Here is a 21,312-nt window from a genome sequence, read left to right as displayed (position 1 = left end):
ACAGGTCCTTATCCTTCGTCGGTTTCGTCGAGAATCCAGTCTGGCGTGCGCGACTTCACATCGCGTGAGAACGTCCAGACATCGCGGCTTTCCACCGCATCATCCAGGCTGCCGGCAACCACATTGCCTTCAGCATCACGCGTGACCGCTGCAATGTCAGCAATGAACAGGACCGATACTCGCGCCATGCGGCCATCCATCTCAGCGCCCATGATCTTGTAGTCCTCGATCCGGATCAGCTTGTTGTCGAGCGTGTGGCCTGCCGCTTCGCGCGCATCGATAGCGCCGGCGAAGCTTGCATAGACATCATCGTCGCACAGTTCGCGAAGTGTTTCTTTGTCGCCGGACCAGAATGCTTCGAGCACCATGCCGTAAGCGCCCTTCGCGCCTTCGAGGAAGCCCATAATATCGAAACTGTTGTCGGCTGCCGCAATAGAACGCACGCCGCGCTCTACCGCCGGAAGCATACCTTCAATCTGCTGGACAGGCTGAGCTGGACGCAGCTGCGTCACGTTTGGAGTGACTTCGCCATTGCGCTCGTCATCACCGGCATCGAAACGATGCGGGATCGACTCTTCTTCATGCTCTGCCCTGCGACCCAGCACGGAATAGAGGCGCAGCCCCAGAAAGGCAGCGATCATAGCGAGGATGACGATTTCGACTATCACAAAAAAACCAGCCTATTTCTGCAACCAGTTCCCCATCGGCTGCGCGTTAACCCCTCCGTGCCTTACATAAGAGGGAATTACAAATTCTCAACGTCATTTACGCCCATTTCGCATGTTTGGACGCACCCGTTGTACAATTGCCCGCTCAGCGGACCATAAGGGGCGCTGAGTTGCGGCAGTTGCGGGCAAGCATCCGCAATGCTAGGCGCGTCGCCGCATTTCAGCTTGGCGCACTATCCGCCGCTTTGGCTGAGCCTATCCTTAACTGAAATTCCTTAACTGAAAGATGTCTACACCATGGCCGACGAAAACGACGTCCTGAGCGATCTCAACCTTGATGCAACACAGCCCAATGGCGCTGACAACCAGCCGAGCGTTGGTATTATCACGCAATATATCAAGGACTTGTCTGTCGAGAATCCGAATGCTCCTGCGGTCTATCAGTGGCAGGAACAGCCCAATATCGACCTTCAGTTCAATATTGGCGCAGACAAGATCAGCGACGAAGTGACCGAAGTTGAGCTGAAAGTGAATGTGGCTGCGAAAACAGGCGAAGGCGATGCCTACCTGATCGAGCTGGCCTATTGCGGCCTTGTTGGCATTCGCAATGTGCCCGAAGATCAAGCGCATGCTTTCCTGTTTGCGGAAGCACCGCGCATGCTCTTCCCGTTTGCACGTCGTATCATTGCCGATGCTGTACGCGATGCCGGGTTCCCGCCGCTGATGATCGATCCGATCGACTTCAACGGCCTCTACATCCAGCAGCTGCAAGCCAAGCGCGAGCAGGAAGCGGCAGCTGGTGGAGCAGGCGCACCGCCAGCAGGCGAAGCCTAAAAGAGCACGGGCTTTGTTGACCTGCCCGCAAGGCTAGGACAGTCTGGCTTCAAACGGGTTGGGGATGCTCCGCAATGAGCCTGCTCAAGAATGTCGGAACAATTGGCGGGCTGACAGCTGTCAGCCGGGTGTTCGGCTTTGTCCGCGACATCATGCTCGCCCGCGTGCTTGGCGCGGGAGGCGTGGCCGATGCCTGGCAGCTCGCCTTCCAGCTTCCCAATCTGTTCCGGCGCCTGTTTGCTGAAGGCGCATTTGCCAGCGCATTTGTGCCGCTGTTCAATCGGCATATGACAGAAGGCGAAAGCGAAGCACGACGCTTTGCGTCTGAAGTTCTTGCGATCCTTCTGCCGATCCTGGTCGTGTTCGGCGCACTCATGATGGTCGGCATGCCATGGATATTGTGGCTGTTTGCCAATGCCGAAATGCGCGGCGATGCGGAGACTTATGGCTTGGCGGTCACCATGGGGCAGATCGCTTTCCCCTATCTGATGTTCATGAGCCTCGCGACACTGACAGCGGCCGTGCTCAACTCGCTCTCGCGCTTTGCCGCTGCAGCGGCTGCACCCATCCTGCTCAACATTTGCTTGCTCGCGGCTTTGTTCTGGGGCGCATACCAACCCGCTGGCGAAGAGACCCGCCAAGCAACCGGCTTCCTACTTGCGATAGCCGTATCGGTTAGCGGATTGCTCCAATTTGCATGGCTGACCTTCTGGATGCGGCGCGCAGGCTTTTCGATCCCTTTCGGTCGGCCCAAAATCACTGCGCGCGTCAAGGAAATGGGTGTGCTGATCGTGCCAGCAGTCTTCGGAGCCGGTGTCTATCAGATCAGCCGCTTTATCGACCTGGCCTTCATCCGCGGCCTCCCTGACGGCAGCCTGACCTACATGGCGATGGCGGATCGTTGGAACCAACTGCCGCTCGGGATCATCGGAATTGCGCTTGGCACGGCAATCCTGCCAGCACTGTCTCGTTTCATTGCGAAGGAAGAGCGCGATGAAGCACAGCGACTACAATCGAACGCGGTTGAGCTGGCAATGTTGCTCACGGTACCAGCAGCAGTCGCACTGTTCTTCACCGGAAGCGCTTTTGTGCGCGTCTTCATGCAATCAGGCGCATTCACGGCCGAGGATGCGTTGATCACTGGCCAAGTCGTGTCCGGACTTGTCATCGGTCTTCCCGCCTATGTGCTCGTCAAAGTGCTGACGCCCAATTTCTTTGCGCGGAAAGACACGCGCACACCGGTCTATACAGCAGCGACGAGCCTTCTTGTGACTGTCGCACTCAATTTGTATTTCATCTTCGAGCTCGGCCTAGGTGTACTGAGCCTTGCGATTGCCGGCGCGATCGGCGCTTGGGTTAACACCGCATTGCTCTACGCGATCCTTGTGAAGCGCGACTATTTCCGGCTGACCGCCAGAGTCGTCGGAAGACTGCTTCGCATCGCGGTGGCTGCAGGACTTATGGGTATCGCACTTTACTATGCCATGCCGGTCGGAGATCCCTATTTCAGTGGTACGACGACGGAGCGCGGCCTTTCGATCCTTAGTTTGATCACAATTGGCGCGATGACATACGGATCGGCAGCGATTGCGCTTGGCGTACTCGACAAGGCGACTATGCAGCGCTTAATGCGCCGCCAGACTTAGAATCAGCGAGATTTCTTCATGCGTGTCGTTTCCGGAATCCAGCCAACTGGCAATCTGCACCTCGGTAATTACCTCGGGGCGATCCGCAATTGGGTCAGCATGCAGGACGAAATGGAAGAAGGTTCAGAGTGTCTTTTCTTCCTGGCTGACCTCCACGCGATCAGCATGCCGCACGATCCGACCGAGCTTCATTCGAACACGCTGGAAATGACGGCGGCGCTGGTCGCTTGCGGGCTCGACCCGAACAAGTCCGTCCTGTTCAATCAGGCTCAGGTCCCCGCGCATGCTGAGCTGCAATGGCTGCTGATGGGCACAGCGCGCATGGGTTGGCTCAACCGCATGACGCAGTGGAAAGACAAGGCCGGCAAGAACCGCGAAGGTCAATCGACCGCGCTATTCAGCTACCCCGTGCTGCAAGCAGCCGACGTGTTGCTCTATCAGGCAACGCATGTGCCGGTGGGCGAAGACCAGAAACAGCATTTGGAGCTGGCGCGGGATATCGCACAAAAGTTCAACAATGACTTCGCGGCTGAGGATTCGCCAGTCTTCACCCTGCCTGATCCGTACATCCCGCCTCAGGCTGCGCGGATCATGAGCTTGCGCGACGGCTCAGCCAAGATGAGCAAGTCCGACCCTTCGGAGATGAGCCGCATCAATCTGACAGACGATGCAGACACGATCATGAAAAAGGTCAAGAAAGCGAAGACCGATCCCGAGCCGCTTCCATCCGAAGCCAAAGGTTTGGAAGATCGCGCGGAAGCCCTGAACCTCGTCTCGATCTATGCGGCAATCTCTGGCGAAAGCGTCGATCAGGTGCTCAGCCAATATGGCGGGCAGGGTTTCGGTGCGTTCAAGCCTGCCCTTGGCGAGTTGCTGGTAGAATCGCTTGATCCGATCAACTCGCTGTTCCGGGGACTTCGCGAAGATACAGAAATGCTTCAGGCGATTCTCGCGCGCGGAGCAGCGAAAGCACGCGAAATCGGCACTCCGACCTTGGACGAGGCCTACAAGGTACTGGGGCTAGTAAGAGGATAAGCCCATGACTTTATTGGAATTATATCGTCAATAAAGGCCTGTCCCTGCGTTCAAATCTTGTTCACTTCGCCTGCCCTAGAACACGCATTATCGACAAAGGACTGGGCAGATTTCGAGGGTCATCTGGCCGCAGCTTGGTCGATTGGGCTTGCGCAAAAGGCGTGAGCGACTGACGTTGATCGAGACAAAAGGTGTGACATCATGAGTGCAATCAACAATCGGGCAATGACCCTCAAACTGGCTTCCATTTCCTTGCTAGCGGCAAGCCTCGCTGCTTGTGCGCCGAGCTTCAAAGCGGATGTATCGCGTTTCCAGGCTGAGCTTCCTGCACCTGCGGGCGAAAGTTTTGCTGTTATCGCCGACGATCCGGCGCTGGCCGGCGGATTGGAATTTGCGCTTTATGCGGACGAAGTTGAAGAAGAGATGACCAATCTCGGCTATGTCCAGGCGGCAAGTCCGGAAGAAGCGTCATTGCTCGTTCGCTTCGACTATGACGTAGACAATGGCCGCGAGCGTGTGCGCACTGTCGGGACCGGCATCGATCCGTTTTATCACCCATGGTATGGCTATCGTTCGCGCTTCTATCGCCGTCCGATCGGCTATTGGGGTTATGGTTTCCACGACCCGTTCTTCGGCGGTCCAGAAGTGCGCAGCTACACCGTCTATACTAGCGGGATCGAGCTAAAGATCGACCGTGCGGCAACAGGCGAGCGTCTGTTTGAAGGAAGCGCGCAAGCCCTTTCGACTTCGAACCGCTTGCAATATCTCGTCCCCAATCTGGTAGATGCGATGTTTACGGATTTCCCTGGCAATTCTGGCGAAACAGTGCGCATCACGATCAAGCCGGAAGAAAAGAAGATCCGCCGCGTCAGCAACTGACACTGGCAAAAGATCGAACCGAAAAGGGCGGCTGCTCGTTCGAGCCGCCCTTTCCATTTGTCCGTCCACGACTCGGCATTATCGATTGTCGAGTTGAGCGCGGACAGCTTCCAGCCCTTCGCGCGTGATCCGGTAAGCACCGCCGGAACGGCTACGGATCAAGCGCCTGCGCTTCAACCGGTTGAAAACCGGCAATGTGCAATCCGCCAGGCGAAAGCCGTCGCGACTGAAGCAGTCTACGATTTCAACTTTCCCATGACTGTCGCGGACGAATTCGATCCGTCCACCTTGTGCCAACGCGTGCAACACGCGCTGTTCGTATTTCGAGATATTCACTGAGAGATTCCATCTGCTGGTATCGCAGGAAGGAGCAGTGGAGAGACGGCGGAAGACCAGTCACTCTCATTTGCGCACGCGAATCCCTGTCCTGCCTAGCGCAGGTCAGGTTGCTTCAGCGGATGACAATCTCTGACATAAATTCCCTGAGTGGGTTGGATACGAGGAAAATGACGCAGCCGAGCGCGCTCGTCAAGCGATCAAAGCTTGCCGTGGCCGCCAGTTGAGCCGAAGCCGCCTTCACCGCGGTCGGTTGCATCCAAGTCGTCAACCTCGTCCCAGCTCGCTTGCGTCACTGGCGCGAGTACGAGCTGCGCGACGCGATCTCCACGAGCAATCGGGAATGGCGCCTCGCCATGATTGATGAGGATGACTTTCAATTCGCCGCGATAATCGGAATCGATCGTGCCGGGCGTATTGGGCACAGTGATGCCGTGCTTCAACGCAAGGCCTGAACGTGGACGTACCTGAATCTCGTACCCTTCCGGGATTGCCACCGCGAGGCCCGTTGCCACAGCGTGCCGAGAGCCCGATGCAATCGTCACCGTCTCTGCAGAAACAATATCCATCCCCGCCGCACCGGACGTGGCATACTCCGGCAATTCCAGTCCTTGTCCATGCGGCAGCCGCTTGACCTTTACCGGCACAGTCGCGCTCATTCGGCTGCCTCAGGCATAGTCAGCTTGTCAGCGATCCGTTCAAGCAGCGCCATTGCCACTTCGATCTTCGGCATTTGCTCAAGGCTTTCAACGCCTTCGTCGCTAACGATGTGGACGCGGTTTTCATCGCCGCCCATGACATCGCCTGACACGTCGTTCGCAATAATCCAGTCAGCGGCCTTGCGTTTGCGCTTGCGCTTGGCGTTTTCGAGAACATCTTCTGTCTCAGCAGCGAAGCCGACAACCAGCGTAGGCCGTTTGTCGGATGCGCCCACATTGGTGAGAATGTCAGGATTTTCCGTCAGAACGAGAGCAGGCGGGGCAGAGCCGCGCTTCTTCATCTTCTCGTCGCGATATTCCTTCGGACGCCAGTCAGCGACAGCGGCGACCATGATCGCGACATCAGCCGGCATCGCATCCTTGACCGCTTGCGACATGTCCGCCGCGCTTTCAACATCGATACGGTCAACGCCTTTTGGCGTTTTCAGCGCTACAGGTCCGGCAACAAGCGAAACTTTCGCGCCGAGTGCAGCGGCAGCTGCCGCAATCGCAAAGCCCTGTTTGCCCGATGAGCGGTTGGCAATGTAACGAACCGGATCGATGGCTTCCCAGGTCGGGCCTGCCGTGATGAGGACATGGCGTCCTTCAAGCGGCTGATGGCCCTTCTTGACCTTGATTGCCTGTCCGTCGAGCGCGTCTTCGTCAGCCGATTCCACATCGTCCGGTACAATAGGTGCGGCAGACTCTTCCGCTTCCGCAGCAGGTTCTGGCGCAAACTGGCGATCATTAACTTCATGATTGATCGCATCAGGATCGATCGGCGGTGCAGCAGATGCCGCACCTTTCTTCGCCATCAGCGGACCACCAAGATCCGGCACCGCGTCCGGATCAGATTCTAGAGCTTCGTCGGCATCTTCAACGTCGCCATCTTCTGCTTCAGCAGCAGCGGCTTCTTCCAAGCGGGCAGCTTCTTCTGCGGCCGCTTCTGCTTCAATGCGCGCAGCCTCTTCTTCCTCGAGTTGCTGCGCTTCGATCTCTTCAGCCGAGCGCTTAGGCGTAGAGCGCGGGATGATAGAAGAGAGCAAACCGCCAAGACCGCCGCTCTTCGTTTCGACTTCGGGTTCCGGCTCCAGCGCTTCGAGGATTTCGTCCGCACTCTTGTCGGCCGCTGCAATCTGCGCAGGCTCGATAACTTCAGGCGCTTCAACTTCGATATCGAAGTGTCCGGCAATCGCGGACCAGATCGCATGCGGTTCAGGCAAGCGGCCATAACCGAACTCGCCGCATGCCATTGGCCCTTCATCAGGATCGAGCACTTGCACGCCTGCTTCGCGTAGCCAGCCGACATTGCGCTGTGTTGCTTCATGCTCCCACATGCGCACATTCATTGCTGGAACGGCCATGACGGGCTTGTCGGTCGCGAGGATAACAGTGGTCGCAAGATCATCTGCAATTCCGGCAGCCATCTTCGCCATCATATCTGCGGTGGCCGGGCAAACGACTATCAAGTCAGCTTCGCGGCTGAGTTCGATATGGCCCATTTCGACTTCGTTCTTGAGGTCCCACAGGCTCGTGTAGACTTCGTTCTCGCTCAGCGCTGCGAGCGCCATCGGCGTCACGAACTGCTGTCCGCCTTCCGTCACCACGCAAGTGACTTCACCGCCGCCCTTGCGGATCATGCGAACCAGCTCGCAAGACTTATAGGCTGCGATGCCGCCGCCTACGATAAGCAGGATTTTCGGATGCGGTGCGCTCACAAAATCCGTCCCTAAACAACGTCCATAGACACAAGGCCAAGGTGGGCAAAAACCTCCAAAGCCTCAAATTCGATCGATCAATAGCGTGTCATACGGTAGAGTAGCCGCACTTTTCGCCTTGTCCAATTGTGAGGAGTAGTGGTTAAATTTTAGCTAGCAAAGGGCTAAAAGCACTGATGAGTGGACATAATTTTGAAGGGGGAGCACGCAAATGGTCACAGTTTTGAGAGCGCTGCTGCTGCTAGGCGGCATTTTCTATATCGGGCTCGGCGCCGGGTTTCTGCTTGATCCAGCAAGCAATGGTCCTGATTTCGGCGTCATCCCTGACGGTGCGAAAGGGCTGTCTTCCATTCGCGGAGACTTCACTGCTTTCTTCTGGGTTTCTGGCGGTTGCCTGATCATTGGCGCGTGGAAGCGTTATGGCGACATGCTCCTCGTCACAGCGGCCTTGATGGGTACTGTGCTGCTGGGCCGGACCGTCAGTCTGGCGGTAGACGGAAGCTATGACGGCTGGTGGACGCCCATGCTCGCTGAAGCGATCACAGTGATCCTCGCGCTGATCGGCAGCCGCGTCTTGCCCCATCACATCATGGGCGATAGCGAAGGATTGCCGGGCTAAGCGAAGGATTAGCCAAGCCAGCCCATCTCGCCTGCGGCAATAACCAGCCCTGCACCTATCGCGGCAGAGACCAGGTAACCCAGCCAGCTGCCGCCGCGCGGGCTTGTCCGGCGTTCCCACATCAATTCGACATCCGTCAGCGGAGGCGGCTCGGGCGCGCCTCCCTTAGGCGGGAATTTCTCTTCCAAGCGCCGGATAAGGCCAGGCAAACGGAACAGGGTTTCCGTATCTGTCTTGATCCGGTCCGCCACGGCTGCTTCTGGTCCCAGCTCATCGCGGATCCAGCTTCGCACATATGGCGCGCTGGTATCCCACATATTGATCTGCGGGTTGAGCTGCGTCGCAATGCCTTCGACCATGACCATGGTCTTTTGCAGCAGCAGCAAATGCGGCTGCGTCTGCATGTCGAAATCGCGCGTGATGGCAAACAATCCGTCGAGCATTTGACCGACGGAGAGCTCGCTCACAGGCTTGCCGCGCATCGGCTCGCCCACTGCACGCAAAGCCGTCGCGAATTCATCGACCGAGTGATAACTCGGCACATATTGCGCTTCGAAATGGATTTCAGCAACGCGGTAATAGTCACCGGTTGTGAGGCCATAGAGGATTTCCGCCAGCCAGACGCGTGCTTGTCGGTCGATCCGGCCCATAATGCCGAAATCGATCGCTACGATCGTCCCGTCGTCTTCAACGAACAGGTTGCCCTGGTGCATGTCTGCATGGAAGAAGCCGCCGCTGATCGCTTGCGTGAGAAACGCAATCACAAGACGCTCGGCCATTTCTGGCAAGTCATGACCGCGCGCGACCAGCTCTTCGGTCTTGCTGATCTTGACCCCGTCAATCCATTCGACCGTCATCACGCGGCCGTTGGTGCGGTCCCAGTCGATCTCCGGAATGCGATAGCCGTGAATACCTTGCATGGATTGCGCGAGTTCGCTGGCGGAGGCCGCTTCGCGCCGCAGGTCGAGCTCACTTAGTGTCCAGCGCTTGAAGTTCGCGATCACCAGTCGCGGACGCAGCCGGGAAGCTTCGCCGCCCAGCGCTTCGAGATGGGCCGCCGCCCATTCATAGGTCTGAATATCCTTGGCGAACTGTTCCTTGATGCCGGGGCGCAGGACCTTCAGCGCAACATGCTTGCCATCCGTTGTGACCGCCCGGTGCACTTGTGCGATCGACGCGGCACCAACAGGTTCTGGATCGATTGACTGGAAGAGTGTGTCGAGCGGTTGCCCGAAGCTTGCCGCAATCGAAGCTTCGACTTCCTTGAAATCAACCGGCGGCAGATCGTCCTGCAAACTAAGGAGATTGCGCGCGGCTTCTTCGCCAACGAGATCAGGACGGGTCGCAAGCGTCTGGCCAAGCTTGATGGCTGCAGGGCCAATCGCGCGGAAAGCACTGGCATAGTCAGGCTCTGCCGGCTGAAAAGTACCAAAGCGCGCCAGCCGCGCCAGCCGCTTAACTGGCGTCGGCGTATTCGGATCGTTCTCGATCCCGCGCAAAGCGCCATGCTTCGCGAGCGTTCGGCCCCACTTCAGGAGCCGGAAGATATGCGTTGCGGGGCGGGTCATGCGGCAGAAACGTCTGAGACCTCAAGCAGTGCCATTACTTCAGATTTTCCAGCCCGAGTGGATCGCGACTGCGCCGCCGAAAATTGCTTCAACGCGGGTATTGGCAAAACCAGCCTCGCGGATCATCCGTTCGAATTCAGGCATGGGCGGGAAGCGGCGGATCGACTCGGCCAGATAGCGATAGCTCTCTTCATCTTGCGCGATGATCTTGCCCATTTGCGGCATGATCTTGTGCGAATAGACGTCGTAGATTTCCTTGAAGCCCGGCCAGGTCGTGGTCGAGAACTCCATGCAATAGAACCGCCCGCCATGCTTCAGAACACGGTGTGCCTCTCTCAGCGCGGCAGGAATATCCGTCACGTTCCGAATGCCGAACACGATTGTGTAAGCGTCATAGCTGCGCGAGGGATAACTCATTTTCTCCGCATTCTGGCACGACCAGCTCAGCCCTGTGATCCCGCGATCCATCGCGCGCTCGATGCCAACATCAAGCATGTCCTGATTGATGTCCGCGACAGTCACTTCTGCACCGCGCGCCGCCATCCGGAATGCGATGTCCCCTGTGCCGCCCGCCATGTCCAGGATCGCTTCACCCGGCTGCGGCTTTACGCGCCGGACGAAACGGTCTTTCCAGAGCCGGTGCATGCCGCCTGACATCGCATCGTTCATGATGTCGTATTTAGCCGCGACACTGGAGAACACTTCGCCCACTCGGCGCGTCTTTTCTTCAGGAGCTACATCTTCGTAGCCGAAAGAGACTTTGTCTTGAGTCATGCGAGCGCCTTAGAGGGAATTGTCACAGGGGCAAAGGGTGTTAAATGAGAACTAGACCTTGGCTCGGGGCGCACGCGAATGAGTTTTTTGTTGCGTGCGGTCAGGACCTCCGTCCTGACCTTGCGGCACCGGCCCACTCCCCCTCCCGGCCACCCAACAGGATTATGCCATGGGTGGCCGGGAGGGGGAGTGGGCTGGCACCGTGCGCAGGGCCAGCAAAGCTGGACCGGATAGACGCAAAAAATATGCCTGAATTGCCAGAAGTCGAAACAACGGTCCGCGGGCTCGCGCGGTTCCTTGATGGTGCGCGGATCACACGAGTTGTGCTCAACCGTCCTGACTTGCGGCGCCCCTTCCCTCCTGATCTTGTCCAAGTGATGACGGGCGCGACAGTCACCGGCCTCTCGCGGCGTGCGAAATATGGCCTGCTCCATCTCGACCGCGACCAGACGATGATTTTCCATTTAGGTATGAGCGGACGATGGCGCATCGATCCGGACGACGCCGATACGCACGACCACCTCATAATAGAGACAGCGCAAAATCGTTTTGCGCTGTGCGATCCGCGCCGCTTCGGCTCGGTTGATCTGGTGGGCACTGCAGAGCTTGACCAATGGCCACAATTTGCCACGCTAGGACCAGAGCCTTTGAGCAATGGCCTCACCCCGCAATATTTGAAAGACGCGCTCAAAGGCCGGACTCAAGCCATCAAACTTTGCTTGCTCGATCAGAGGATCGTCGCAGGGCTCGGCAATATATATGTATGCGAGGCCTTGTGGCGTGCAGGCATCCGTCCGCGAAAGGCAGGCGGCAAAGTCACTAAACCGCAACTCGAGCGCCTCGTGCCCGCCATCAAGGACGTGCTCGCGCAATCGATCAAGGATGGCGGATCATCCTTGCGTGACTACGCGCAGCCCGATGGCGAGCTCGGCTATTTCGCGACGCGCTTTGATGTCTACGGCCGTGAAGGCGAGCCATGCCGCCGCGCGGATGGAGGGATCATCCGCCGGATCGAGCAAGGCGGGCGCAGCACCTGGTTCTGCGCGAAGTGTCAGAAGTAAGGGAAACCTTGACCTTTCTCCCCCTCAAGACTATTTGCGCGCCTTTCCGGCGATGAATCGCCAAATCTGACATTGAACACACAAGAGCAATCGGTCGCCAAAGCGGCGATCTGACATAAGGACGAACATGGCCAATACGCCGCAAGCCCGTAAGCGCATCCGTCGCAACAACCGCCGCGCCGAAGTCAATGGCGCACGCATGAGCCGCATCCGCAACTTCGTGAAGAAGGTCGAAGCTGCATGCGAAGCTGGCGACAAGAAAGCCGCTGCTGAAGCATTGAAGAACGCGCAGCCTGAATTGGCCCGCGGTGTTGCTCGCGGTGTGATGCACAAGAACACCGTGGCACGCAAAATGAGCCGACTCAGCAAGCGAGTCGCTGCTCTCTGATTCGGCTTTACGGGGTTTTCCGAGGGTCTCTCGGAACCAAATCGTAAGGATCGAAGTTGCAAAAGGGTCAGCCTGAAAGGGCTCGACCCTTTTTCATTTGCACATTGCCGTAAGGTAACTTGACGCAACCCTAGGATTTATCGCGATTCGCATCGCACAAATCGGCGAAACGCTTTAGATTCAATGACATCAACGCAAGCCTGCGGGGTTGCGACGAGTCAACATTTTTATTTCGCTTTTTTGACAATTTCCCCCCTTGTCTCTCGCGCTGAGGCGTTCATAAATCATATCCGTATCCGGGGCGGGACAGCCTGGGTTCTTACATTATCGTTCGACAGGGGTTGTTCCCGGGTTTCCGATTCCGGGCCATGGCGTAGCTTTGCCTGTCGCAATAAATTTGGGGGACTTGCAAAGCAAAAGAACCGCTTTGCGAGAGCGCATGAGGTTTGTCTGGGAATGGTCAATAAAAGCGACAAAGTTGGGGTAGCAAAGTCAAAGGATGCAGACCTGATGGAAGACATGGAAGCGGTGAACCTTGCCGCTGACTGGGCCGACATCAGCCAAGGCCTGCGTAAGGATCTTGGGCATCAATTGCACAGCCAATGGATCAAGCCGATCCAGGTTGGTGGCTTTGAAAAAGAAAGCGGAACGCTCGATCTTTTCCTTCCAACCGAGTTCTCAGCAAACTGGGTCAATGACCGCTTCCATGACCGGTTACAGCTCGCATGGAAGATCATGCGCAGCGAAGTCCGCAAGGTGCGAATCTCCGTACATCCGGGGCGCCGCCAGCTGCCTGAACTGCGCTTGGATGATGGCCGCCGCCCGGCCAATGATGCTGATGCAAGCGCCATTGCGGTTGCGGCCGGTACGATTGGCGAAGCAGGCTTCACCAGTTCTGTCGGGCTCGACCCACAGCTGACCTTCGCTGCTTTCGTGACCGGCGAGACCAACATCCTTGCTTGCAACGCCGCACAGCGTATGGCGGCGAGCGAACAGCCGCAATTCTCACCGCTCTATCTAAAAGCCGCGACCGGCCAGGGCAAGACGCATTTGCTCCACGCTATCGGGCACGCGTTCCTGCAATCGCACCCGCGCGCTCGTATCTTCTATTGCAGTGCAGAGCGCTTCATGGTCGAGTTCGTTCAAGCGCTGAAGAACAACCAGATGATCGAATTCAAAGCGCGGCTGCGCAGCTTTGATTTGCTGTTGGTTGACGACATTCAATTCATCATTGGCAAAGCGAGCGCTCAGGAAGAGCTGCTTTACACGATCGATGCGCTGCTCGCGGAAGGCAAGCGTCTGGTGTTCGCTGCCGACCGCGCACCGCAAGCCCTCGACGGAGTTGAGCCGCGCTTGCTCAGCCGCCTGTCGATGGGGCTGGTCGCTGACATTCAAGCGGCTGACATCGAGCTGCGCCGCAAGATCCTCGAATCGAAGCTGACGCGCTTTGCTCCACTTGATGTGCCGGACGATGTGATCGACTTCCTTGCGCGCACCATCACGCGCAATGTTCGCGAACTGGTAGGCGGGCTTAACAAGCTGATCGCTTACGCGCAGCTGACAGGCCAGGAAGTCTCGCTTAATCTCGCTGAAGAGCAGCTGACCGATATCCTGTCTGCCAATCGCCGCCGGATCACGATTGACGAGATCCAGCGGACCGTTTGCCAGTTCTACCGGATCGATCGCAGCGAGATGAGTTCCAAGCGCCGCGCGCGAGCCGTGGTTCGTCCGCGTCAGGTCGCGATGTACCTTGCGAAAGTACTCACGCCGCGCTCCTACCCCGAAATCGGCCGCAAATTCGGCGGTCGCGATCATTCCACGGTTATCCACGCCGTGCGGCTGATCGAAGACCTGCGTCAGCGCGATGTGGATATGGACGGCGATGTGCGCAGTCTTTTGCGGCAGCTAGAGAGTTAATTCGCACACAATTTCAACACGCTGCGAACAGTTAATCGACAGGTCCATCCACAGACCTGTCGACAGCTTCTCTACAGGCTGTAAACAGCTTGTCCCATGAGTGCTGCACCGCTTTCTCCACAACGCCTGGACCGCTTTGCGCGGCACATTGTGCTGCCTGAGATCGGCGGCGCAGGTCAGGCAAAACTAGCGGAAAGCCATGTCGTCCTCGTCGGGCTTGGCGGGATCGGAAGCCCGGCACTTCAGTATCTGGCAGGCGCAGGCATTGGAAAACTCACTCTGCTTGACGATGACACGGTCGATGCGAGTAACCTGCAGCGCCAGACGATCTATTCCACCCGCGATGTGGGGCATGGCAAGGCCGTATCTGCCCGGCGCTGGCTCGCCAATTTCGACGAGGCTTTGCAAGTCGAGATTTCCGACAAACGGATCAATGGAGACAATGTTGGCGATTTGATCGCAGGCGCTGATCTCGTGCTCGACGGAACGGACAATTTTACGACGCGCCTCTGCGTGTCCGATGCTTGCGTTGCTGAACGCACGCCACTTCTTTCAGCTGCAGTTGGTCGTTTCCAGGGCCAAGTCGGAGCCTTCGCAGGACATCTCGTCGGCCAGGCCTGCTATCGATGTTTCGTTGGCGATGCTTTCGATGCCGAGGATTGCGACACCTGCGCGGAGGACGGCATGCTGGGCGCAATGGCAGGCTGGGCCGGGACCTTTGCCGCCATGCAAGCGGTGCGCGTTTTGCTCAATGGTGTCTCGATGTTCGGCGATCCCATGTGGGGCAAGCTCCATATCCTCGACGGGATGAAGCCTGGCATGCGCACGCTTACGATCGCAAAGGATCCGGAATGTGGCGGGTGCTCAGTCCCTTGACGTACCGACCAGATAGATGGCCTAGAATTGTCTTTGGAACGATCGCTGGATCTATTGTGGTGTATCTGACGGTCGTCATTGCCTCGGTTTGGGCTCCGATCGTGTATGGTAAGTATCAACGGCAAAAATTGGAGCGGTGCGAAGAGCAGCACCAAATACGCCAATCGGATTGGTGGCAAAAGGGCTTCGCATTTGACGCAAGTTTCGAAAGACTGACAGGAGACACGCCGGAAAAGCGGGCCGCGATACAGTGTATTCTTGATAGTCAAGATGTCGAAATCATCGAGAGCGACGAGACCGAAGGGCCATCCCTATTGATTGTCGGGTATTACGAATTCGGGCCAACTTTGAGCTTCGAATATTATCCGCACACAGGAGCCGAAGACCAGAAAGCGGATTCGCTTAATCGGTGAGCATTTCCTCAACCCACCGAGGCACCAATTCGCCCGCGGGGCCAAGCCGCGTTTCATGGAACCAGTGTGATCCTTCGGAGCGTTCCAGGTTCAGTTCCAATGTCTTGGCGCCGCAATCCAGCGCATCGCGAACAAAGCCAGCGGCGGGATAGACCGCGCCTGACGTGCCGATGCTCACGAACAGGTCTGCCTTTCGGATGGCCGCGTATATCCGCTCCATCTGATAGGGCATTTCGCCAAACCACACGACATCGGGGCGCAAGCTCGGCGCTTTGCATACTGGGCAAGGCGGACGGGCGCTCATCGTGCCATCGAATGGCGAGCGCATCTCGCACGAAAGGCACAGCGCGCTCTTCAATTCGCCATGCATATGGAGCACATCGCGTGCCCCGCCCCGCTCATGCAAATCATCGACATTCTGCGTGACAAGCAGCAGCTCGCCTGCAAACTCTGCCTCCAGCCTGCCCAGTGCATGATGCGCGGCATTGGGTTTGACCTTAGCGAGAGCCTCGCGCCGCATGTCGTAAAAGCCCAGCACCAAGTCCGGGTCCTTCGCAAAACCTTCCGGCGTTGCGACATCTTCAACCCGGTGCTGCTCCCAAAGGCCACCTGCGTCACGGAAGGTATCAATACCGCTTTCCGCGCTGATCCCTGCGCCGGTCAGGATCACGATGTTGCGAAGTTCACTCATGCGCGTAATGAAGCATGTGAAACGGAGGTCATGCAATGGCGCAGTTTGGCATTATCGGGCACAAGGGCCGCATGGGTCAGGCGCTGTTCGCAGCGATCGAAGAGGCAGGCCATGGCGCGGCGGGCGGCATTGATGCCGGTGGCCAGCCGGGCCCGCTTGCTACACAAAGCGATGCATTGATCGACTTTTCCGCGCCAAGCGCATTGGAAGCGAGCATTGCCGCTGCACGCGTTGCAGGCATTCCGATCCTCATCGGCACGACCGGTCTTGAAGCCGAGCATCACATGATGATCGACGAAGCCGCAAGCGTCATCCCTGTGCTTCAGACCGGCAACACATCGCTGGGTGTGACATTACTCGCACATCTGGTCGAGACCGCCGCTGCGAAGCTCGGCGATAACTGGGATATCGAAATCGTCGAGATGCATCACCGGCACAAGGTGGATGCACCATCAGGAACCGCCAAACTGCTCGGCGAAGCGGCTGCAAAAGGACGCAGCATTGATCTCGCCAGCAATACGGAAAGCGCCCGCGATGGCATGACTGGCGCGCGCGAGACAGGTGCGATCGGCTTTGCGAGCCTTCGCGGCGGGACTGTCGCTGGGGATCACAGCACGATCTTTGCTGGCAATGAAGAGCGGATCACGCTCACGCACAATGCGGAGAACCGCATGATCTTTGCACGCGGCGCCGTGAAAGCGGCCGCGTGGCTGATCGGCAAGCCCGCCGGGCGCTACACAATGAATGACGTGCTGGGGCTGTGATCTCACTCCAATGACCAAAGACCAAATTTTCGAGTTCTTCCGCCGCCTGGCCGAAGACAACCCCGAGCCTGAGACAGAGCTGGAATATGGCAATGCCTATCAGCTGGTCGTCGCCGTCGCGCTTTCCGCTCAGGCGACCGATGTCGGCGTCAACAAGGCGACGCGCGCGTTGTTCGCCAAAGTCAAAACGCCGCAGCAAATGCTGGATCTCGGCCTTGAAGGCCTGATCGAGCACATCAAGACCATCGGCCTGTTCAATTCCAAGGCCAAAAATGTCATCGCGCTCTCGCAGCTGCTGATCGATGAGTATGGCGGCGAAGTGCCGGATACGCGCGAGGATCTGGTGCGGCTGCCCGGCGTCGGCCGCAAGACCGCCAATGTCGTGCTCAATTGCTGGTTCAAACAGGAGACCTTCGCGGTCGACACGCATATCCTGCGGGTCGGCAACCGCACGGGCCTCGCGAGAGGCAAGACGCCCGAAGCGGTCGAAGCCAAGCTCGAAAAGCGCGTGCCCCAGCCTTTCCGCTTGCACGCCCATCACTGGCTGATCCTGCACGGCCGCTACACTTGCAAAGCGCGAACGCCCGAATGCTGGCGATGCGAGCTCACGGATCTGTGCAGCTTCCGCAAGAAAGTGCTGGAGAAGCCCCCAAGAAAATAGACAGGGCGATGACCGGCAGTTGAGCCGTGCTAGAAATCGCAGGTTAAGGGGGCGAAGCGCATGATGGCGACTCAAACAGGAGAGTCCCCATGATCCGTCCGAAAACGCTTCGCTACGCCCTGCCCCTCGCTTCGCTGACTGTGATTGCTGCTTGCGCACCGGTCGAAGGCGATGATGATTTCGTCTCGCGAGCGCCTGCTGCCAAAGTTGTTGGCGAAGCGCAAAACTGCATCCCGCTGTCGGGTGTCCGCCAGTCGACAGTGCACGATGATCGGACAATCGATTTCCGCGCGCCCGGCGGGAAGATTTACCGCAACACGCTCACGCGCAGCTGCCCTCGACTGGGCTTTGAAGAAGCCTTCACTTACGAGACCTCGATCAACCAGCTGTGCAGCACGGACATCATCTATGTGCTGGAGAATTTTGGCGGCGAAATCCGGCGTGGACCGGGGTGCAGCTTAGGTAAGTTTGTGCCGATCGAGTATGTCGAGGAGGATGAGGAGGAGTAGTTCGGTTCGCAATTCATCCAACTTGGGCTGCGCAAGGTGCAGCGTCGAGCTAACTCAGGCGGATCTTGCAGGATCCTTCGACGAGCGACCAATACTGATTGACAGCAGAACAGTATCCACTCCGGTTCCCCGGTCGTTGGAGAATGTTCTGATTGCTCGAAAACCCAATGATGTGAGCAATTCGATATGATCCAGGTTTGTTGACCAGGTTCGTACTGCGATCACGATTTCGCGATCCTCTTTCAAGCGTTCGAAGAGTCGTTGGTAGAGTTGTTTCGCAATGCCCCTGCGACGGGCGCTCTGCGTCACCGCAATTGTCGAAACATAAGCATCAAAATACAAACTGGTGTTCGGGTAGGTGAATTCGGTCTTGTAAGAAAGAAATCCAACCACCCGTTTGCCTATGAGGGCGCAGAGAATTGGTTGCTTGATAAGAGTCGCGAAATAAGACTGGGGCCTCAGTTTCGAGGACGTGCCTATCAGGGTGCTGTCAGAAGTACTCTCGCGAGAAGACAGAGGGGGCACGAATTGCTGGTCAACCTCGACCAATATGCGCCAAATGTCTTCACGAAGTTCCTCGGCGGGCGCAGGATTACTGACTAAATCAGGGAGATGGAGAAAGACCGGCTGATCCAAATCAATTCTCCAGGAATTCACGCCAGTCGATTTCTTGATTGCTATTTTGGTCACGGTGACTGAGCCAGCGTCCCACTGCGATGACGAAAAAGTAAAACAGGAAAGAGAAAACAACCAGACTGAGGGCCAACACCCTGGGGAGATCGAAAATGAGCTCGTTTGACAAGTCGGGGGCGTAGAGTGAGGGCGCAAATGCGGCGATTCCGGCTATCGTGTTAAGAAGGAACAATATCTCTAGCATCTTCGTGTTTCGATTGAGGGCGCGGCTTTCAAGCAGCGCCTGATAATTTGTGTGCTCTGCAATCAAGTTCGCAATGCGATCCACAAAATCTCTTAATATTACGATTTGTCGATCAATTCCGAAATCGCGCATGAAGATATCCAGGTCATCCCGATACTGCGCATTCTTTGTTATGAAATCTGAGTTCTGTGCCGCAAAAATGCTGGCAAACATCTTGTTCTTTCGAGCTGCAAGGAAGCGTTCAAAACGGTGCAGCAGATTAGCATCAACCCGCCTATCACCGTCTGTCATTTCATCAATAAACGCCTCGATATCCTTTATCTCAAAAATCGCCCCATGAATCATGAACCAATGCGAATGGGCATGGCTAAACATTTGCTCAAGCTCGTTGGTCCATGCATCTTCTCTGACTGCAAATGACCATGTGTTGCAGAGAAACCGCCCTTTGCTGCCGGTGATGGATGATGGCATTTGCGCAACATCTTGGAATCTTGCTGCTGATCCAGCCGCTATCGGGTTCAACTGCAAGAGAAGCATACAACAGCTCTCGCTCCCGTAAGCTTCATCGTCCAAAAGAAAGATGGGACGGAAATCGTGAAATTTGTATCGCTTCCGGTGCTCCAGAAAGGGGCTTAAGATCTCAATGATCCGCTCGACGCGGATACCAAAGTCGACATACGCGCGTCCTTCAGGAAGTGCCATTCCTTGCAATCGCCCGCGAGTTTCACCGTGCTGATGCAGGTACAGCATGTAGTCTCGGTTCTTGTCGTCCAGAAACGCTTCGTGTCGAGCGAGTAACCGCGTTGCTAAAGTCGCTCCGGTCTTGCTGTTTTCGAGTGGTGAGCGGAGCCAAAATCCGATCAATCCAGCGGGATCAACTTCCGTACGCAGCTCCCATACCGCGCCGCCGATTTCAATTTGCTCGACGGAGATTACGTACTTCAGCGGAGCGCGAGACAGATAGCTTAAGTTAAAAACTGCCAAATCGCTTTCTCGTGGCTTAGCTCCAGCAAACTCTTTTTCCAGTGCAGCGAATGCGGACGTTAAACTCGCTGAGTCAATTGCCCCGCCCAGATCATATTTTATCGAGTAAAGTATAGATCCTTGCATGCTGCCTACAACCGTCCTCTCACAGTGTCAGATGTCATCGGCGCTCGCCATTTCCTGACGATCAATCTCGTTCGTCATCGATGCCACTGTCGTTGCAACTGCAGCGTCACCGCTAACGTTTGTAACAGTGCGCATCATGTCCATTATGCGATCTACACCGGCGACCAGCGCAATCGTTTCAAGCGGGACCCCAACAGCGGTGAAAACAAGAGTCATCATAATCAAACCTGTCCCCGGAATGCCCGCGGCACCAATAGCACCTACAGTCGCCAGAATGGAAATGAGGAAATAGTCGCCCCAGCTCAAAGTCACACCGAAAATCTGAGCTCCAAACAAAGTTGCAAGGCCGAGATACATCGCGAGCCCGTTCATGTTGACAGTCGCACCTAGCGAAATGACGAAACTGGAAACACTTCTCGACACACCCAAATTGCGCTGAGCGCAGCGAAGCGTGACGGGCAAAGTCGCGTTTGATGATGCAGTTGAATATGCGACCGCCATTGCGTCAACAATACCACGGAAGAAATCGACTGGTCGTAACTTTGCCAGCAGCTTGATCATCAACGAATACATCACGAAGATAATGATCAAGCAGCCCAGATAATTCAGAGACACCAATTTGGCCAAGGCAACCAACGCTTCGTAACCGAGCGTCCCGGAAACCCAAGCCATAAGTGCAAAAACGCCAAACGGTGTGAGCTCCATGACTATTACCGTCACTTTCTGCATTACCACTGCGCCGGAATCGAAAATACTTTGGACAGGCTTGCCTTCATCGCCTGCCATCAGAATGCCAATCCCGATGAGCAGCGCAAATACGATCAAAGGCAGGACCGCACCTTCGGCCATCACCATGACTGGGCTGTCGGGAACAATAGACAGGAGCATTTCGCGCCAGTCGAGAGTGGTTGGTTCCGGCGTTTCACCAATTTGCAAAGTGCTTGCATCCACGTTCGCGCCAGGCTTGAGGAATGTGCCAATAGTAAGCCCAAGCCAAACCGCGATCTGACCGGTTACAAGAAAAAGCAGGAACGCCCGGCCACCGACGCTGCCGAGCTTCCTTAGATCGCCGATGGCTGCGACACCTGAGACCAAGCTGAAGAAGATCAGCGGCACGACCAGCATCTTTATGAAAGCGATAAAGATATCGCCGATGATCTTGATGCTCTCCGCCTCGGGACCCCACAGCCGCCCAACGATGATGCCGAGGATCAATGCCCCGATCACGCGCTGCCACAGCGGAATTGCAAACCAGGCTTTCATGAATGCG

The 21,312-nt window shown here is 56.8% G+C and carries 23 protein-coding genes; 13 read left to right on the top strand and 10 right to left on the bottom strand.

Annotated features, from left to right (window positions below; translation table 11 throughout):
- Positions 1 to 8: 8 nt before the first annotated feature.
- A complete protein-coding gene (locus tag HUO12_RS12935; protein ID WP_176273992.1) occupies positions 9 to 668 on the bottom strand; it encodes a Tim44/TimA family putative adaptor protein in 660 nt (219 codons plus the stop codon).
- Positions 669 to 965: 297 nt separating this feature from the next.
- Here HUO12_RS12935 and secB point away from each other — a divergent pair, with 297 nt between their 5' ends.
- The 4 genes from secB to HUO12_RS12915 all read left to right on the top strand — a co-directional run bounded on the left by secB (position 966) and on the right by HUO12_RS12915 (position 5,062).
- Complete coding sequence (gene secB, locus HUO12_RS12930) at positions 966 to 1,502, top strand: protein-export chaperone SecB (RefSeq protein WP_176273991.1); 537 nt, start codon at positions 966 to 968, stop codon at positions 1,500 to 1,502.
- 74 nt (positions 1,503 to 1,576) lie between these two features.
- Positions 1,577 to 3,148 (top strand): murein biosynthesis integral membrane protein MurJ, encoded by a 1,572-nt coding sequence (murJ, locus tag HUO12_RS12925; RefSeq protein WP_176273990.1) that lies wholly within the window; start codon positions 1,577 to 1,579, stop codon positions 3,146 to 3,148.
- An 18-nt stretch (positions 3,149 to 3,166) separates the two neighbouring features.
- Positions 3,167 to 4,183 carry a tryptophan--tRNA ligase gene (trpS, locus tag HUO12_RS12920; RefSeq protein ID WP_176273989.1) on the top strand — a complete coding sequence of 339 codons (1,017 nt, stop codon included), beginning with the start codon at positions 3,167 to 3,169 and terminating at the stop codon, positions 4,181 to 4,183.
- Positions 4,184 to 4,384: 201 nt separating this feature from the next.
- On the top strand, positions 4,385 to 5,062 hold the full coding sequence (locus HUO12_RS12915; RefSeq protein WP_176273988.1) for a DUF4136 domain-containing protein: 678 nt from the start codon (positions 4,385 to 4,387) through the stop codon (positions 5,060 to 5,062).
- Between the two features lie 78 nt (positions 5,063 to 5,140).
- Here the strand turns inward: HUO12_RS12915 and HUO12_RS12910 are convergent, their stop codons facing one another.
- The 3 genes from HUO12_RS12910 to HUO12_RS12900 form a co-directional block, all read right to left on the bottom strand.
- Positions 5,141 to 5,398, bottom strand: coding sequence for a YjhX family toxin (locus HUO12_RS12910; protein ID WP_176273987.1), 258 nt, complete (start codon positions 5,396 to 5,398; stop codon positions 5,141 to 5,143).
- Between the two features lie 200 nt (positions 5,399 to 5,598).
- Positions 5,599 to 6,057 carry a dUTP diphosphatase gene (gene dut / locus HUO12_RS12905; protein WP_176273986.1) on the bottom strand — a complete coding sequence of 153 codons (459 nt, stop codon included), beginning with the start codon at positions 6,055 to 6,057 and terminating at the stop codon, positions 5,599 to 5,601.
- Positions 6,054 to 7,814 carry a bifunctional phosphopantothenoylcysteine decarboxylase/phosphopantothenate synthase gene (locus tag HUO12_RS12900; RefSeq protein WP_176273985.1) on the bottom strand — a complete coding sequence of 587 codons (1,761 nt, stop codon included), beginning with the start codon at positions 7,812 to 7,814 and terminating at the stop codon, positions 6,054 to 6,056. Before HUO12_RS12900 ends, dut begins: the two co-directional genes overlap by 4 nt.
- Before the next feature lie 211 nt (positions 7,815 to 8,025).
- Here HUO12_RS12900 and HUO12_RS12895 point away from each other — a divergent pair, with 211 nt between their 5' ends.
- Entirely contained in the window at positions 8,026 to 8,433 is a 408-nt protein-coding gene (locus tag HUO12_RS12895) for a DUF4345 family protein (RefSeq protein WP_176273984.1), read from the top strand.
- Between the two features lie 8 nt (positions 8,434 to 8,441).
- Here HUO12_RS12895 and ubiB read toward each other — a convergent pair whose 3' ends face one another.
- Positions 8,442 to 10,001: a 2-polyprenylphenol 6-hydroxylase gene (gene ubiB, locus HUO12_RS12890; RefSeq protein WP_176273983.1), complete on the bottom strand. Its 1,560-nt coding sequence runs from the start codon at positions 9,999 to 10,001 to the stop codon at positions 8,442 to 8,444.
- Between the two features lie 39 nt (positions 10,002 to 10,040).
- Positions 10,041 to 10,775, bottom strand: coding sequence for a class I SAM-dependent methyltransferase (locus HUO12_RS12885; RefSeq protein WP_176273982.1), 735 nt, complete (start codon positions 10,773 to 10,775; stop codon positions 10,041 to 10,043).
- A gap of 245 nt (positions 10,776 to 11,020) precedes the next feature.
- On the opposite strand from HUO12_RS12885, the gene mutM reads away from it, so the two are divergent.
- From mutM to HUO12_RS12860, 5 genes are all read left to right on the top strand, one after another.
- Entirely contained in the window at positions 11,021 to 11,836 is an 816-nt protein-coding gene (gene mutM / locus HUO12_RS12880) for a bifunctional DNA-formamidopyrimidine glycosylase/DNA-(apurinic or apyrimidinic site) lyase (RefSeq protein WP_176273981.1), read from the top strand.
- A 127-nt stretch (positions 11,837 to 11,963) separates the two neighbouring features.
- Positions 11,964 to 12,224, top strand: a complete 261-nt coding sequence (gene rpsT, locus HUO12_RS12875) for a 30S ribosomal protein S20 (protein ID WP_176273980.1) — start codon at positions 11,964 to 11,966, stop codon at positions 12,222 to 12,224.
- A 456-nt stretch (positions 12,225 to 12,680) separates the two neighbouring features.
- Entirely contained in the window at positions 12,681 to 14,141 is a 1,461-nt protein-coding gene (gene dnaA, locus HUO12_RS12870) for a chromosomal replication initiator protein DnaA (protein WP_176273979.1), read from the top strand.
- 96 nt (positions 14,142 to 14,237) lie between these two features.
- Complete coding sequence (locus HUO12_RS12865; RefSeq protein ID WP_176273978.1) at positions 14,238 to 15,017, top strand: HesA/MoeB/ThiF family protein; 780 nt, start codon at positions 14,238 to 14,240, stop codon at positions 15,015 to 15,017.
- 59 nt (positions 15,018 to 15,076) lie between these two features.
- Positions 15,077 to 15,430, top strand: coding sequence for a hypothetical protein (locus HUO12_RS12860; protein ID WP_176273977.1), 354 nt, complete (start codon positions 15,077 to 15,079; stop codon positions 15,428 to 15,430).
- Here the strand turns inward: HUO12_RS12860 and HUO12_RS12855 are convergent.
- Complete coding sequence (locus HUO12_RS12855) at positions 15,420 to 16,121, bottom strand: NAD-dependent deacylase (RefSeq protein ID WP_176273976.1); 702 nt, start codon at positions 16,119 to 16,121, stop codon at positions 15,420 to 15,422. The genes HUO12_RS12860 and HUO12_RS12855 overlap by 11 nt on opposite strands.
- A gap of 35 nt (positions 16,122 to 16,156) precedes the next feature.
- Here HUO12_RS12855 and dapB point away from each other — a divergent pair, with 35 nt between their 5' ends.
- From dapB to HUO12_RS12840, 3 genes are all read left to right on the top strand, one after another.
- On the top strand, positions 16,157 to 16,885 hold the full coding sequence (gene dapB, locus HUO12_RS12850; protein WP_176273975.1) for a 4-hydroxy-tetrahydrodipicolinate reductase: 729 nt from the start codon (positions 16,157 to 16,159) through the stop codon (positions 16,883 to 16,885).
- A gap of 10 nt (positions 16,886 to 16,895) precedes the next feature.
- The gene (nth, locus tag HUO12_RS12845) at positions 16,896 to 17,546 is read left to right on the top strand and encodes an endonuclease III (RefSeq protein WP_176273974.1); all 651 of its coding nucleotides are present in this window, start codon (positions 16,896 to 16,898) and stop codon (positions 17,544 to 17,546) included.
- 89 nt (positions 17,547 to 17,635) lie between these two features.
- Positions 17,636 to 18,055, top strand: coding sequence for a hypothetical protein (locus tag HUO12_RS12840; protein ID WP_176273973.1), 420 nt, complete (start codon positions 17,636 to 17,638; stop codon positions 18,053 to 18,055).
- A gap of 54 nt (positions 18,056 to 18,109) precedes the next feature.
- Here HUO12_RS12840 and HUO12_RS12835 read toward each other — a convergent pair whose 3' ends face one another.
- Genes HUO12_RS12835 through HUO12_RS12825 form a run of 3 tightly spaced genes read right to left on the bottom strand, consistent with a single transcriptional unit; the run spans position 18,110 to position 21,305 of the window.
- The gene (locus HUO12_RS12835; protein ID WP_176273972.1) at positions 18,110 to 18,745 is read right to left on the bottom strand and encodes a GNAT family N-acetyltransferase; all 636 of its coding nucleotides are present in this window, start codon (positions 18,743 to 18,745) and stop codon (positions 18,110 to 18,112) included.
- On the bottom strand, positions 18,693 to 20,042 hold the full coding sequence (locus HUO12_RS12830; protein WP_176273971.1) for a hypothetical protein: 1,350 nt from the start codon (positions 20,040 to 20,042) through the stop codon (positions 18,693 to 18,695). The genes HUO12_RS12835 and HUO12_RS12830 overlap by 53 nt, the downstream gene beginning before the upstream one ends.
- Before the next feature lie 27 nt (positions 20,043 to 20,069).
- Positions 20,070 to 21,305 (bottom strand): dicarboxylate/amino acid:cation symporter, encoded by a 1,236-nt coding sequence (locus HUO12_RS12825; protein WP_176273970.1) that lies wholly within the window; start codon positions 21,303 to 21,305, stop codon positions 20,070 to 20,072.
- Positions 21,306 to 21,312: the final 7 nt, after the last annotated feature.

The organism is Altererythrobacter lutimaris, from assembly GCF_013371495.1.
GTDB classification, from domain to species: Bacteria; Pseudomonadota; Alphaproteobacteria; order Sphingomonadales; family Sphingomonadaceae; genus Erythrobacter; species Erythrobacter lutimaris_A.
This window is presented reverse-complemented; position numbering and strand designations above follow the sequence as displayed.

Coding starts and splice junctions, on each gene's coding strand:
- HUO12_RS12895 (WP_176273984.1), top strand. CDS start 8,026: ATGGTCACAGTTTTGAGAGCGCTGCTGCTGCTAGGCGGCATTTTCTAT.
- dut (WP_176273986.1), bottom strand. CDS start 6,057: ATGAGCGCGACTGTGCCGGTAAAGGTCAAGCGGCTGCCGCATGGACAA.
- murJ (WP_176273990.1), top strand. CDS start 1,577: ATGAGCCTGCTCAAGAATGTCGGAACAATTGGCGGGCTGACAGCTGTC.
- HUO12_RS12840 (WP_176273973.1), top strand. CDS start 17,636: ATGATCCGTCCGAAAACGCTTCGCTACGCCCTGCCCCTCGCTTCGCTG.
- trpS (WP_176273989.1), top strand. CDS start 3,167: ATGCGTGTCGTTTCCGGAATCCAGCCAACTGGCAATCTGCACCTCGGT.
- ubiB (WP_176273983.1), bottom strand. CDS start 10,001: ATGACCCGCCCCGCAACGCATATCTTCCGGCTCCTGAAGTGGGGCCGA.
- dnaA (WP_176273979.1), top strand. CDS start 12,681: ATGGTCAATAAAAGCGACAAAGTTGGGGTAGCAAAGTCAAAGGATGCA.
- dapB (WP_176273975.1), top strand. CDS start 16,157: ATGGCGCAGTTTGGCATTATCGGGCACAAGGGCCGCATGGGTCAGGCG.
- nth (WP_176273974.1), top strand. CDS start 16,896: ATGACCAAAGACCAAATTTTCGAGTTCTTCCGCCGCCTGGCCGAAGAC.
- HUO12_RS12855 (WP_176273976.1), bottom strand. CDS start 16,121: ATGAGTGAACTTCGCAACATCGTGATCCTGACCGGCGCAGGGATCAGC.
- HUO12_RS12830 (WP_176273971.1), bottom strand. CDS start 20,042: ATGCAAGGATCTATACTTTACTCGATAAAATATGATCTGGGCGGGGCA.
- HUO12_RS12915 (WP_176273988.1), top strand. CDS start 4,385: ATGAGTGCAATCAACAATCGGGCAATGACCCTCAAACTGGCTTCCATT.
- HUO12_RS12885 (WP_176273982.1), bottom strand. CDS start 10,775: ATGACTCAAGACAAAGTCTCTTTCGGCTACGAAGATGTAGCTCCTGAA.
- HUO12_RS12825 (WP_176273970.1), bottom strand. CDS start 21,305: ATGAAAGCCTGGTTTGCAATTCCGCTGTGGCAGCGCGTGATCGGGGCA.
- mutM (WP_176273981.1), top strand. CDS start 11,021: ATGCCTGAATTGCCAGAAGTCGAAACAACGGTCCGCGGGCTCGCGCGG.
- HUO12_RS12865 (WP_176273978.1), top strand. CDS start 14,238: ATGAGTGCTGCACCGCTTTCTCCACAACGCCTGGACCGCTTTGCGCGG.
- secB (WP_176273991.1), top strand. CDS start 966: ATGGCCGACGAAAACGACGTCCTGAGCGATCTCAACCTTGATGCAACA.
- rpsT (WP_176273980.1), top strand. CDS start 11,964: ATGGCCAATACGCCGCAAGCCCGTAAGCGCATCCGTCGCAACAACCGC.